8 protein-coding genes are annotated in these 13966 nt (G+C 74.2%); 2 read left to right on the top strand and 6 right to left on the bottom strand.

The features are described 5' to 3' along the window. Positions 1-33 precede the first annotated feature (33 nt). The 5 genes from ACFRCR_RS00475 to ACFRCR_RS00455 all read right to left on the bottom strand — a co-directional run bounded on the left by ACFRCR_RS00475 (position 34) and on the right by ACFRCR_RS00455 (position 6398). The gene (locus ACFRCR_RS00475; protein ID WP_377674532.1) at positions 34-549 is read right to left on the bottom strand and encodes a GNAT family N-acetyltransferase; all 516 of its coding nucleotides are present in this window, start codon (positions 547-549) and stop codon (positions 34-36) included. Continuing rightward, positions 546-1562, bottom strand: a complete 1017-nt coding sequence (gene holA / locus ACFRCR_RS00470; protein WP_377674530.1) for a DNA polymerase III subunit delta — start codon at positions 1560-1562, stop codon at positions 546-548. Before holA ends, ACFRCR_RS00475 begins: the two co-directional genes overlap by 4 nt. A 189-nt stretch (positions 1563-1751) precedes the next feature. Further along, positions 1752-4448 carry a ComEC/Rec2 family competence protein gene (locus ACFRCR_RS00465; protein ID WP_377674528.1) on the bottom strand — a complete coding sequence of 899 codons (2697 nt, stop codon included), beginning with the start codon at positions 4446-4448 and terminating at the stop codon, positions 1752-1754. Between the two features lie 4 nt (positions 4449-4452). Further along, on the bottom strand, positions 4453-5436 hold the full coding sequence (locus tag ACFRCR_RS00460; RefSeq protein WP_377674526.1) for a helix-hairpin-helix domain-containing protein: 984 nt from the start codon (positions 5434-5436) through the stop codon (positions 4453-4455). Positions 5437-5543: 107 nt separating this feature from the next. Next, on the bottom strand, positions 5544-6398 hold the full coding sequence (locus ACFRCR_RS00455; RefSeq protein WP_377674524.1) for a DegV family protein: 855 nt from the start codon (positions 6396-6398) through the stop codon (positions 5544-5546). 83 nt (positions 6399-6481) lie between these two features. On the opposite strand from ACFRCR_RS00455, the gene ACFRCR_RS00450 reads away from it, so the two are divergent. Then, the gene (locus tag ACFRCR_RS00450; RefSeq protein ID WP_377674522.1) at positions 6482-8398 is read left to right on the top strand and encodes a helicase HerA-like domain-containing protein; all 1917 of its coding nucleotides are present in this window, start codon (positions 6482-6484) and stop codon (positions 8396-8398) included. 94 nt (positions 8399-8492) lie between these two features. Then, positions 8493-10841: a hypothetical protein gene (locus ACFRCR_RS00445; RefSeq protein WP_377674520.1), complete on the top strand. Its 2349-nt coding sequence runs from the start codon at positions 8493-8495 to the stop codon at positions 10839-10841. A gap of 75 nt (positions 10842-10916) precedes the next feature. Here ACFRCR_RS00445 and leuS read toward each other — a convergent pair whose 3' ends face one another. Then, entirely contained in the window at positions 10917-13826 is a 2910-nt protein-coding gene (leuS, locus tag ACFRCR_RS00440; protein ID WP_377674568.1) for a leucine--tRNA ligase, read from the bottom strand. Positions 13827-13966: the final 140 nt, after the last annotated feature.

Below are 13966 nucleotides of genomic sequence, written 5' to 3'. Positions count from 1 at the left end.
GATGCCCGGTGGTGGCGTGCTCGGTGATGCCTGTCAGGCGCGGCCCGCACCCAGCTCGGCCCGCAGGAGCACGCCGCTCCCGCCCGTGAACCGGATCGTGTGGAACGACGCCGCACGCGACACCTCGCGGAAGCCGAGGCCCTCGTGGAGCGTGAGCGAGGCGACGTTGGTCGCGTTCACTACGCAGCAGACGACGTCCGCCCGCTCGGCCACCCAGTCCATGCGCGCACGGGTCAGCGCGCTCCCGACGCCGCCGCGGCGAGAGCCCGGGTCGACCGTGACGCCCCCGAGGTAGTGGCCGACCGGTGCCGGCCCGTCCGCGTACGACCACCAGTGGGTCTTGCCCCAACCGACGACCACGTCGTCCACGGTCGCGACGAGCACGACCCGTTCCGCGTCGGTGAGGGCGAGCACGAGCTGGTCCGGGTCCGTGCCACGACGGGCACGACGCTCGATCCCGGCGACCGCGTCAAGGTCCCCCTCGGTCGCCCGCCGGACCCGCATGCCAGGACCCGTGTCCCCCGGCACCGCGCGCCCCTGGGTGCTCAACGTCCCGAGCCGTGCGCCCCGGCGATCGTCAGCACCGCGCGCTCGACCGCGAACACCGGGTCACGGCCACCGCCCTTGACCTCGGCATCGGCCTGTGCGACTGCGGTGATCGCGGCCGCGAGCCCCTCGGGGGTCCAGCTCGACAGGTCCTTCTTCGCACGGTCGATCTGCCAGGGGGCGAGGCCCAGGTCCTTGGCCGAGACTCCCCCGCGGCCGCGCATCGCGGCGACCTTGGCGAGCGTGCGCAGCTTGATCGCGAGCACGGCGACGAGCGGCACCGGGTCCACGCCGGTCGCGAGCGCGTGCCGCAGCAACGACACGGCCTCGCCGGCCCTGCCTGCGACGGCCGCGTCCGCCACCCGGAAGCCCGTGGCCTCGACCCTCCCCCCGTAGTAGCGGTCGACCGTCCCGGCGCTGATGGTGCCCGTCGTGTCGGCGACGAGCTGGGCGCAGGCGCTCGCGAGCTCGCGCAGGTCGTTGCCGAGCGCCTCGACGAGCGCCTTGACCGCGCCGGCGTCCGCCCGACGCCCCGCGGCCTTGAACTCCGCGGCGACGAACGAGAGCTTGTCGGCGTCCTTCTTGATGGCCTCGCACACCACGACCGGGGCTCCGCTAGCCCGGATCGCGTCGAGCATCTTCTTTCCCCGGACCCCGCCGCCGTGCACGACCACGACGGTCGTGTCCGGGTCCGGCGAGGCCACGTAGTCCACGACGTCCGGGATGAGCGCATCCGCCGCAGCCTCCGCGCCCCGGACGACCACGAACTTGGGCTCACCGAAGAGCGAGGGGCTCGCCGCGACGGTCAGCATGCCGGACTCGTAGGTCGCGGCCTCGATCTCCGACTTCTCCGCCTCCGGGTCACGGGCGCGTGCGAGCTCGAGCAACGAGTCGACGGCGCGCTCCGCGAGGAGCCCCTCGGGCCCCTGCACCAGCACCACGGGCGCGAGCTCGACCGCGTTCCAGGCGAGCGTCGCGGACGGACGGGCGGAGGTGCGGGAAGGAGCGGCAGCCATGGGCACAACGATCCCACGGCCCACCCACCAGGGGCACATCCCGGGACACGTCCCGGGATGACGTCCCGGCGAGACGTCCCTATGCCGAGCATGCGGCTTGCGTCGTGATCGGCCCGATTCCGGACGACAACCGCATGCTCGAGCAGCGGCAACCGCCTGGTCGGCAACCGAGCGGGCCGGCCCGTCCCGTCAGCCGTCCTCGCAGCCCGCGACGGCGAGCGCCCCGTCGCGCACGACGAGCGCGAACGTCCCGCACCGGTCGGTCCGCAGGACCGCTGCGCCGACGCTCTCGTAGAGGTCGAGCGCGGTGTCGGTCGGGTGGCCGTAGGTGTTCTCGCCCGAGCTCACGATCGCGACCGTGGGGCTCAGGGTCGCCGCGAGCCCGGTCGACTGGACGCGGGACCCGTGGTGGGCGACCTTGACGACGTCGACCTCGGCACCGTGGGCGCGGGACCGCAGGGTTCGGTCGAGGGCCTCCTGTCCGGCGTCCTCGAGGTCGCCGAGCGCGACGAGCGTGAGCTGAGGAGTCGTGACGAGCAGGGCGATGCTCGCGTCGTTCGCTCCTCCGTCGACCTCGGCCAGGGCGGGGCGTCCCCGCTGCGGGGACGGTGCGGCCTCGCCTGGCCCAGCCTGGAGCACCTCCCACGACACGTCGCCGAGCACCCCGCCGGCCGCCGCCTCGGCGACCTCGACGGGTACCCCTCGGGCGCCCAGGTCGTCGAGCACCCGATCGGCCTGCGCGGCCGGGTCCCCGAGGCCGGTCACGAGCACCCGGTCGACCTGGCGCCCGTCGAGCACCGCGTCGAGCCCGCCGACGTGGTCGGCGTGGAAGTGCGTGAGCACGAGCAGGTCGATGCGCTCGATCCCGAGCTCGTCGAGGCATGTCCCCGCGGCGTCCCCTGCGGGCCCGACGTCGACCATGAGGCCGCGCCCGGCACCGGTGCGGACGACCAGCCCGTCGCCCTGGCCGACGTCGCAGGCCGCGACCGCCCAGTCGGCCGGCACGTCCCGTCCTGCGGGGGCGATCCAGCGCGGCCACGCGTACGCCACACACCCGGACGCCACCGCGACGACCACCGCCCAGGCCACCAGGAAGCGCAGGGTCGCGCGGCGCCGTCGGGCGGCGAAGGCCTCCCGCAGGTTCGCTCGCGCCGCCGTGCGCCACGTGTGCGGCCACCCGCTCCCGCGGCTCCACGGCACCCGTACCCCGCCCAGGCCCGCTACCCACCGCCAGTGCCACGCCAGGACCAGCCCGACGACGGTCAGCACCGCGAGCGCCGCCGCGCCACCGGCCCCGCCCGGCCACGGCAGCCGCGCCCCGGGGAGGTCGGCGAAGAACCGCGCCACCGCGGCGATCCACCACGACGCCAACCCCGCGGGCCACGCCAGCACCACCCCGGCCGCGGGGAACCAGGGCGCCACGAGGGTCGCGAGCACCCCGAGCACGGTCGCCGGGACGAGCGCCGGCGCGGCGACCAGGTTGGCGGGCACCGCGTAGGTCGCGACCGAGGGGTCGAGCAGCACGAGGATCGGCGCGCACGCGAGCTGCGCCGTCAGCGGGACGGCGAGCGCGAACGCGGGCGCCTTCCCGATCCACGGCGTGAGGCGCCCCGCGACGGGCTGGGTCCCGAGGACCAGGGCGGCCGTCGCGACGCTCGACAGCACGAACCCGTACGACCGCGCGAGCCACGGGTCCAGGACGAGCAGCACCACGACGACGGCCGCGAGCGCCGGGAGCGCCCTGGACGGCCGACCCAGCCCGATCCCCACGAGCCCGACCACGCCCATCGCCGCCGCGCGCAGCACGCTCGGGTCGGGGTGGACCAGGAGCACGAACCCCGCCATGACCACGCCCGTCACGACCACGCGCACCTGACGCGGCGCGCGGGCCGTGGCGCACAGCGCCGCCACGGTCGCGACGACGATCGCGAAATGGCCGCCCGAGACCGCGGTCACGTGCGTCAGCCCCGTGGCCTGGAGAGCCTCGTCGAGCTCGTCGTCGATGCGCGACGTGTCGCCGACCGCGACGCCGGGAAGCAGCGCCCGCGCGTCGGCAGGCAGCCCGTCGGAGGCCGTGAGGAGGTCGGCCCGCAAGGTGTTCACGACGCCCAGCGCGGGGACGGGTGCGCCCGTGACCGTGGGAGGCCCGGTCGCGACGAGCGTCGCCACGGCCTTGTCCCCGGGGTCGGGCGGCATCAGCCTGCCTGACGCCCGGACCTCGCTCCCGTAGGCCAGGTCACCCCAGGCGAGGCCTGCGAGGACGTCGATCTGCCCTCCGGCGGGGGCTGCGGCACCGCGGCCTTCGAGCGCGTCCACGGCGAGCGTGGTGCGGACCGAGTCCGCAGCACCCGACCACGGGTTCGTGACCGTCGCCGGTTCACCCACGACCCGCCCCACGACCTCGACCGTCGCGCCCTGGGCGGCGAGGCCGGCGGCACCTCCCCGGTCCCGTACGACGAGGTGCACCGTCCCGGCGACCAGCACGGCCAGCACGCAGGCCACGATCAGGGCGCACTGCGCGAGCCACCGGCGTCCCGGGGTCCGGGGTTCCGGGGTGCATGGACCCGGGGTCTTGGGCTTCGGGGTACCGAGCGCCGGGACACGGGGCGCAGGGCCTCGGCGCGGGCGACACCGGTCGACGAGCAGCAGCGCCCCGAGAAGGGCCACCAGTGCCGTGCCCACGAGGGTCGCCGCCAGGACCGCCCGGGGCTCGGTCACGGTGAGCCACCACGCGCTCACCCATGCTGCCAGAGCCGCGGGCACGAGCCGGAGGTCGGTCGCGGTCGCCCGTGGGGGACGCACCGGGTTGCCCGGTGGCGGCTGGCCGGACGGACCGGAAGACCGCCCGGCCGACAGGACAGCCTCGACGTCCGGGTCGTCGCGCACCGTCTCAGACCTTCACCTGGTCGCGCAGCCTCGCGAGCAGCGCGTCCCCGATCCCGCTCACCTCCCCCAGCTCCTCGACCGTCGTGAACGGGCCGTTCGCCTCGCGCCACTCGACGATGCGGGCCGCGAGCACAGGACCGATCCCGGACAGTCCGTCGAGCGCGACCTCGTCGGCCGCGTTGAGGTCGACCGGGCCGTCCGGCGTCCCGCCCCCGGTCGCGGGTCCCGGGGCGGCGACCACGGCCTCGCCCGGCCTCGGCACGACGATCTGTTCGCCGTCCACGACCTCGCGCGCCAGGTTGACCCCGGCGAGGTCGGCGTCCGGCGTGGCGTCCCCGGCCGCGGTGAGCGCGTCCGCGACACGGGACCCCTCGGGCACCGTCACGAGCCCGGGCGCGGCCACGGCCCCGACCACGTGCACGACGACGTCGCTCACCGCCGGCGCCGGGTCCCCGGCTCCGGGAGCGGTGCCGGACGTTGGCCCGGAGGCACCGTCGTCCGCGGGCGCGACGGAGCCGTCGCCGTCCCCCTCGCGGGCGCCGACCTCCGTCACCGGGCTCGCGGCACCGAGGGCCGCCACCGGACGCAGGTCGTCACCGTCGGCGAGGGTCCACACCCCCGTGCCCGTCGCGAGCAGCAGCACCGTGACCGCGGCGACCACCGCGGTCCTGGCCCCGACGGACCAGCGGCGCGGGCCGCCGTCGGGCACGTGCTCGAACCCCGAGTGCGTCGTCGGGTGACCGTTCGCCGCCGTGTACGCCTCGGCGACCGCGTGCAGCGGACCGTGCCGTGGCACCGGCTCGCCCGGCAGGCCTTCCTCCCCCGCGACGGGCGACCCTGGACGTGGGGCCGAACGCTGCGGGGCGTCGTCGCTCGACCCCGGGTCGAGGGTCGGGTCGACGCTTCGCAGCCGCCGCAGACGGTCCCCTCCGCCGGGGCGGGGCAGGTCGTCGGCGGCGGTCGGTGGGCGCGTCCGGGAGAAGGTCACTCGGGCACGCTATGCGCCTGTCCACGCCGTCCGCGGAGCAGCGGACCGGTGCTGTGGACACGATGCACCGCAGCCCGACCTGTGCACGGCTGGCCGCGAGGAACGACCTACGGTGCGCGGTCCGCCACGACGATCGCCAGCACACCCGGTCCAGCATGGGCCCCGACGACCGCGCTCACGGGGGTGACCTCGGCCCGCACGCCGGTCTCGTCCCACAGCCGGTCGGCCACGTCCCTCGCCGCGCCGTCGTCGCCCAGGTAGTGCACCGCGAGCTCGGGATCGGACCGACGCTCGACCGAGTCGACCGCGACCTGGATCAGCCGGTCGACCGCCGCACCGCGCGTCCGGACCTTCTGGATCACCTCGATACGCCCGTCGCGCACCGCGAGCAGCGGCCGGACGCCGAGGACCGAGCCGAGGGTCGCGGCCGCGACGCCCAGGCGGCCGCCACGGCGCAGGTGGTCGAGCGACTCGACCATGAAGATCGCGCGGCTCGAGTCCGCGACCGCGATCGCGCGGCGGGCCACCTCGTCGACCGGCCCGCCGGACGCCGCGACCTCGGCCGCCGCGAGCGCGGCGAACCCGAGGCCCATCGCGACGGTCCGCGAGTCCACGACCCGCACAGGCACCGGTGAGCGCGTCGCCGCGAGCGCGGCCGCGTGCACCGTGCCCGACAGGTCGCCCGACAGGTGGATCGAGACGATCGACCGCGCACCGGCCCGCGCCGCCGCCTCGTAGGCCGTGACCAGGGCGTGCGGTGTCGGCTGCGACGTCGTCACCCGCTGGCCGGCACCGATCCGGTGCGCGACGTCGTCGGGCGACACGTCGATCCCCTCGAGGAACACCTCGTCCCCGGCGAGCACGTGCAGGGGCACCACGGACAGCGCCGGGAGGTCACCGGAGGGGAGGGAGGCGGTCGAGTCCGTGACGACGTGGACGGCCGGGGGCTTCGCAGGACTCATCTTCGGGACACCTTACGTGGCGTGCGCAGGGCGTCGCATCCTGCGCCGCGCGCTCCCCGGGACACCGCCCTAGTATCCGAGACATGCCCGACGACGCAGCCCCCTCCCCCGCAGAGCTCGCCGCCCTGAAGGCAGCCGCCGCGCAGGCGGCAGCCGAGGCGGCCGAGGCCAAGGCCGCCGCGCCACAGGCCGCGCTCGAGGCCGCCGAGGCCGCGACGGCAGGGAACACCGGCGCGGACTCGCCCGCCCGACCCGGCGCCGAGGTGCGCGACGCACCGGCCGACGCGGCGCCGTCGGGCACGCCAGATCCTGCTCCGGCAGCCGCACCTCCCGCGCAGGTTCCTCCGTCGGGCCCTCTGGGCGGCTACCCCGCAGAGGTCGCCGCAGGCTATGCCTACCGCGGCGGCACGCTCGCGCTCGGTGCGCTGCTCGAGGCGCCGGGCACGGCAGGCGGCGACCCCGTGCCGCGCCCCGACGTCCAGGTCGGGTTCTCGCTCGCGATGCTCAACCGCCACGGGCTGGTCGCCGGGGCCACCGGGACGGGCAAGACCAAGACGCTGCAGGGCATGGCCGAGGGACTCTCGGGCGCGGGCGTGCCGACGTTCGTCGCGGACGTCAAGGGCGACCTGTCGGGGCTCGCGGTACCCGGCGCGAGCGGGGAGAAGATCCTCGAGCGCACCGCGAGCATCGGGCAGGACTGGGAGCCGACCACGTACCCGGTCGAGTTCTACTCGCTCGGCGGGCTCGGCAAGGGCGTCCCGGTCCGCACGACCGTGAGCGACTTCGGGCCGCTGCTGCTGTCCAAGGTGCTGGGGCTCAACGACACGCAGGAGTCGAGCCTGGGGCTCATCTTCCACTGGGCGGACACGCAGGGACTCGCGCTGCTCGACCTCAAGGACCTGCAGTCGACCATCGCGTACCTCACCTCGGACGAGGGCAAGGCCGAGCTCAGGGGCATCGGCGGGCTGTCCGCCGCCACGGCTGGTGTGATCCTGCGCGAGATCGTGACGCTCCAGGCGCAGGGGGCGGACGTGTTCTTCGGCGAGCCCGCGTTCGACACGACCGAGCTGCTGCGCGTCGCGGCCGACGGGCGCGGCACGATCTCGGCGCTCGAGCTGCCCGCCGTCCAGGACCGTCCCGCGCTCTTCTCGACGTTCCTCATGTGGCTGCTCGCCGACCTGTACCAGGACCTGCCCGAGGTCGGCGACCTCGACAAGCCCCGGCTCGTGTTCTTCTTCGACGAGGCGCACCTGCTGTTCACGGGCGCGACCAAGGAGTTCGTGGCGCAGGTCGTGCAGACCGTGCGCCTCATCCGGTCCAAGGGCGTGGGCGTGTTCTTCGTGACGCAGAGTCCCAAGGACGTGCCCGCCGACGTCCTGGCCCAGCTCGGCAACCGGGTCCAGCACGCGCTGCGCGCCTTCACACCCGACGACGCCGCGGCCCTGCGCGCGGCCGTGCGGACGTTCCCGCGGTCACCCTACGACCTGGAGCAGCTGCTGCAGTCGCTCGGGACGGGCGAGGCCGTGGTCACGGTGCTGACCGAGAAGGGCGCCCCGACACCGGTCGCGTGGACCCGGGTGCGTGCACCGCAGTCCTCGATGGAACCCGCACCGGAGGCCGTGGTCGACGCGATCGTCGCGGGCTCGCCGCTCGCCACGCGGTACGGCGTGGCGGTCGACAACGAGTCGGCGTACGAGCTGCTGACCGCGCGCATCGCCGCGCAGCACGCCGCGGCCGAGCAGGCGGAGCTCGCCGAGAGACAGGCCAAGGAGCAGGAGGCGGCACAGAAGGAGGCCGACAAGGCTGCCAAGAAGCAGGCCGACGAGCTCGAGAAGATGCGCGCCAAGCTCGAACGGGACGCGGCGCGCTCCGAGGGCGGGTCCCGGACAGCGCCCCGGAAGTCGAGCGCGTCGTCGGGCCTCGACAAGCTCCTGGGGTCGATGGCGACGCAGCTCGGTCGCGAGATCACGCGCACGGTGTTCGGGACGCGCCGTCGCTGACCCGCCCGGCACCGGGCGTCGTGCCCTTGACATGGCGCTACACTCGGGCGCGTCGCGCGAGGACGCTCGACGCGGATTCCACCAGGGGAGCACCTTGTCGTCACACCTTCCGTCCCCCGTCCGCCGGGTGCGGCAACGGCTCGTCACCGTGCTGCTCGCCCTGGCGCTCCTCTCACCGGCCGGAGCACCCGCCGCGGCCGCACCCCCCGACCCGGACCCGGTGGCCGTCGACGCCGCGGCGAGCGAGGAGAGCACACCGGGTCTCCCCGGCCCCGTGCGTCGCGTCGCCCTGACGGACACCTCGGTCGTCGTCGAGGTGCAGAGCCCGACCGGTCCGAAGATCCTGACGTCCCCGCGAGTCCCGGAAGGGACCCCGCCGACCTGGTCGGACGCATGGGGGTCCCAGCCCCTGACCGGGTCGCTCGTCGCCGCCGAGGGCGACGTCGTCCACACCCACGACCCCGGACGAGGGGTGGACGTCCTCACCTGGCGTGCGGACGGCGGCGGGAAGCGCGACGTCCCCGCGGGCTCCCGGCTCGGTGGCTCCGGCTCGTTCGTGTCGGTTCCCGCGGCCCCGTCCGGGGTGCAGGTCCAGCAGTCGGTCAGCGGCGCCGCCGTCTCGCCGGTGCTGACGGGGATGCCGGCGACCACCCTCGTCGTCGACGGCACGCGAGCAGCCAGGCTGCTGGGGGGATTCAAGGTCGTGTCGGACGTCGACCCCTGGACGGACACCCTCGGGCGCGGTATCACGTGCGAGGCGGGAGCAGCTGCCACCCAGGACCTCGGCGGACGATGGTTGGTCGTGGCGTGCCCGGAGGGCGTCTACGCCCTCGACCAGGCCGATGCGTACCGCCCGGTGCGGCTCGCTGCCGGGCCCGCTCCGCTCACCGACCCGTCGGCCGCAGCCGGGCTCGTCCTCGGCCTCGAACGTCGCCCTGGCGCGGAGACGAGCGATCTCGTCGCGATCTCGATCCTCGACGGCTCCCGTCGGGTCCTCGGGACGAGCAGCCTCCCCGGGATCGACCTCGACGACTCCCGACGCGCCGCGGCCTACGTCGACGGTGCGGGCACCGTACGCGTCGTCGACTTCACGCAGTGGACCGCGGCAGGAGCCGACCGGACGGACGTCACCGCCCCCACGACGACCGTGAGCACGGACGCGGTCTCCACGACCCTGGAGGTGACGGTCCATCTCACCAGCGTCGACCCTGACACCGACCCCGTGTTCCTGGCGAGCGGGATTGACAGGAACGAGGTGAGATACCGTTCGCGACCGGCCGGCTCCACCACTTTCGGCCCCTACGTGGCCGAGAACAGCGGGAACACCGGGACGGCCCGAGTCGTGACGGCTCTCGCAGGTTCGCGCACGTGCTTCTCGGCGCGAGCGGTCGACCGTGCGGGCAACGTCGGGGCGTGGTCGGCCGAGCGGTGCTCCGACGTGGACGGCACGGCACCCGTGGTCAAGGCGTCCGCCCCGGCGACGGTCCGGGCCGTCGGGGGCACGGGGAGGCCGGCCCTCACGTGGAGCGCCACCGACGCGGGGGGCATCGGATCGTCCGACGTGCGCTACCGGGTCACCCCGCGTGGCGGGGTGCCCGGCCCGTACCAGTACCCCCGGGACGGTCAGCAGACCACGGCGACCACCTTCGCGGTCTCCGCCGCGCCCGGGGACACCGTGTGCTTCGCCGTGCGGGTGCGCGACCTGGCGGGGAACCTGAGCGCGTACTCCTCCTCGCGCTGCTCGCTCGTCGACGGCACGCTCCCCACGATCACGTCCGCGACCGTGCCCCGGTACTTCTCGGTCTCCGCCGCACAGAACCCGTCCGGCGCGGTCGACGCCACGGTTCCGGTGGCCTTCTCCTTCGCCGGCGCCGACGACGTGGGCGTCGCGTCGTACGAGGTTCAGCTGCGCCGCACCCTCGGCCGGGACGGCGCCTTGTCCGGTTGGACCAGCCCTGGTCCGTCCTGGAAGACCACGACGGCGACCCGGGTGCAGGTGGACCTGCTGCTCGGCGACCAGGCGTGCTTCCGCGTGCGAGCGCGTGACAAGGCCGGGAACGTCGGCGACTGGTCGACCATGGTCTGCACCAACGTCGCGTCGAGCGTGCAGTTCCTCCAGGCCCACGTCACGTCGGGTTCGACCGGGATGTCGGGACCGCAGATCGTCGCCTCCGTCTACCAGGGAGGCATCGTGGCGCGGTCGTACGAGGTGCAGACCGGGCGCATCGTCCGCCTCCGGGTCAAGACCGGGCCGACCGCGGGCGTCATGGCCGTCCATCTCGGCAGCACGCACCTGGGGACGATCGACGGGCGCTCGGCGACGTCCGCGTGGAAGTACGTGTCCCTCCGGACCCCCGGGAGCGTCGCGGTGACGGGACAGCTCCGGCTGGAGCCGGTCGGCAAGGGGATCTCGCAGATCAGCGAGTGGATGGTCATCCGCTGACGACCCGACCCGACGCCGCTGAGGGCGGAGCTCTCGCGAGAGAGCTCCGCCCTCAGCGGCGGTACGAGGACGACGTCAGGCAGGGACCACGTTCACGAGCTTCGGGGCGCGGACGATGACCGTGCGGATCCCCCGCCCGTCGAGCGTGCGCTGCACGTTCGCGTCCGCCAGTGCCAGCTCACGCAGCTCGTCCTCGCCGATCGACGGCGGGACCTCGAGCCGGCTGCGCACCTTGCCCTGGACCTGCACGACGCACGTCACGGTGTCCTCGACCAGGTACTCGTCGAGCGCGACCGGGAAGGGCTCGTGGGCCAGCGACCGCGGGTGGCCCAGGCGGGACCACAGCTCCTCCGCGATGTGCGGGGCGATGGGGGCCACCATGAGGATCAGCGGCTCGATCGCCTCGCGCGGCACGCGGTCCAGCCCCGTGAGGTGGTTGTTGAGCGCGATGAGCTTGGCGATCGCCGTGTTGGAGCGCATGTGCTCCATCTCGACGCGCACGTCCGCGATCGTCCGGTGGACCAGGCGCAGGGTCGCGACCTCGGCGGGCTGGTCCGAGACGGTCGTCTCGCCCGTGTCCTCGCTGACGACGTTGCGCCACAGCCGCTGCAGGAAGCGCTGCGAGCCGACGACGGCGCGCGTGTCCCAGGGGCGCGACAGGTCGAGCGGCCCCATGGACATCTCGTACACGCGGAACGTGTCGGCGCCGTAGGCCTCGTACATGTCGTCGGGCGTCACGACGTTCTTGAGCGACTTGCCCATCTTCCCGTACTCGCGCTCGACGGGCTCGCCCTTCCACAGGTAGCGGACCTCATCGCCGCTGTTCTCTTCGACGACCTCTTCCGCCGGCACGTACGCTCCGCGCGAGTCGGTGTAGGCGTAGGCCTGCACGTAGCCCTGGTTGAAGAGCTTGTGGAACGGCTCGGTGCTGGTCACGTGCCCGAGGTCCAGGAGAACCTTGTGCCAGAAGCGCGCGTAGAGCAGGTGCAGCACGGCGTGCTCGACGCCGCCCACGTACAGGTCGACGCCGCCCGCGGGTCCGGCCGTGGCGTTGTGCCCGGGGCCGGTCCAGTACTTCTCGAGCTCCGGGGAGGCCATGTGCTCGGTGTCCGCGGGGTCGAGGTAGCGCAGGTAGTACCAGCACGACCCGGCCCAGTTGGGCATGGTGTTGGTGTCGCGACGGTAGGTCTTGGGGCCGTCGCCCAGGTCGAGCGTGACGTTGACCCAGTCCTCGTTGCGGCCGAGCGGCGGCTCGGGCGAGGAGTCGGCGTCGTCGGGCTCGTAGGTGCGCGGCGAGTAGTCGGGGACCTCGGGCAGGTTGACGGGCAGCAGCGAGTCGGGCAGCGCGATGGGCTGGTCGTTCTCGTCGTAGACGATGGGGAACGGCTCGCCCCAGTAGCGCTGGCGGCTGAAGAGCCAGTCGCGCAGGCGGTAGGTCACGGTGCCCGTGCCGATGCCCTTGGCCTCGAGCCACTCGATCATGGCGCGCTTGGCGTCGGCCACGTTCAGGCCGTCGAGCGAGATCTCGTCGTTGGACGAGTTGACGATCTCGCCGTCGCCGGTCCAGGCGCCCTCGTGGTCTGCGGGGACCGCGATGGTGTGGACCACGGGCAGCTCGAAGGCCTCGGCGAACGCGTGGTCGCGCTCGTCGCCGCCGGGGACGGCCATGATGGCGCCCGTGCCGTAGCCCATGAGGACGTAGTCCGCGGTGAACACCGGGATGAGCGCGGCGTTGACGGGGTTCACCGCGAGGTGACCCGTGAAGACACCGGTCTTCTTGCCCGCGTCGGCCTGGCGCTCGACCGCGGTCTTGGCCGCGGCCTCCTTGCGGTAGGCGGCGACGGCGTCGATCGGGGTCGCGTGGCCACCGGTCCATGCGGCGCGCGTGCCGTCGGGCCACTCGGCGGGGACCTCGTCGAGCAGGGGGTGCTCGGGCGAGACGACCAGGAACGTCGCACCGAACAGCGTGTCGGGGCGCGTCGTGAAGACCTCGACGTCCTGGCTGCCGGCGGCCCCCAGGCCGTCGATCGCGAAGCGCACGTTCGCGCCCTCGCTGCGGCCGATCCAGTTGCGCTGCATCGACTTGACCTTCTCGGGCCAGTCGATGAGGTCCAGGTCGTCGGCCAGGCGGTCGGCGTACGCCGTGATGCGCATGTTCCACTGGCGCAGGCTGCGCTGGAAGACGGGGAAGTTGCCGCGCTCGGAGCGACCGTCGGACGTGACCTCCTCGTTGGCGAGCACGGTGCCCAGGCCGGGCGCCCAGTTCACGGGCGACTCGGACACGTAGGCCAGGCGCTGCGGGTCGATCACGGCGCGCTGCGCGACGCGGTCGAGGTCCGCCCAGCGGGTGCCCTCGGGGTGGCCGGGGACGGCCCGCGTGCCGGCGGCGTACTCGGCCTCGAGCTCGGTGATGGGGCGTGCGCGGCCCGTGCCGCCGTCGGGGCGCACGGCGTCCTCGTCGTACCAGGCCTCGAAGATCTGCAGGAAGATCCACTGGGTCCAGCGGACGTACTCGGGGTCGATCGTCGCGAACGAGCGGCGCGAGTCGTGCCCCAGGCCCAGGCGGCGCAGCTGGCGCTTCATGTTGGCCATGTTGGCCTCGGTCGTGACGCGCGGGTGCTGGCCGGTCTGCACCGCGAACTGCTCGGCGGGCAGGCCGAACGCGTCGTAGCCGAGGGCGTGCAGGACGTTGTCGCCGCACATGCGCCGGAAGCGCCCGACGACGTCCGTCGCGATGTACCCGAGCGGGTGACCCACGTGCAGGCCCGCGCCCGAGGGGTACGGGAACATGTCCATGATGAAGTAGGGCGAGCGCCCGTCGGCGTGCTTGCCGTCGCCGTCGGTGAGGTGCCCCGAGGGGTTGGCCGCCCAGAACGTGCCGCGCTCCTCCCACGCGTCCTGCCACCGGAGCTCGATGTCCTGCGCGAGGGCGGGCGTGTAGCGGTGGGAGGTCGTCTCGAGCGAGGCCGCGGGGGCGGGGTGCACGGACTCGGCGGGGTTCTCGGGGGCGGGGTTCTCAGGCGTGCTCACCCGGCGAGTTTACCGTTCGGCGCGGCCTCGTCCGGCAGGCGGGCGCGGGCTGGACGCCCGCGTCCCGCCCGGCCCGACGGCGCCGCACACCTGCG

This window comes from Oerskovia sp. NPDC056781 (assembly GCF_042789955.1).
In the GTDB taxonomy this organism is placed as follows: Bacteria; Actinomycetota; Actinomycetes; order Actinomycetales; family Cellulomonadaceae; genus Oerskovia; species Oerskovia rustica.
The sequence above is the reverse complement of the archived record's forward strand: the minus strand, read 5'-3'. Positions and strand labels throughout refer to the sequence as shown.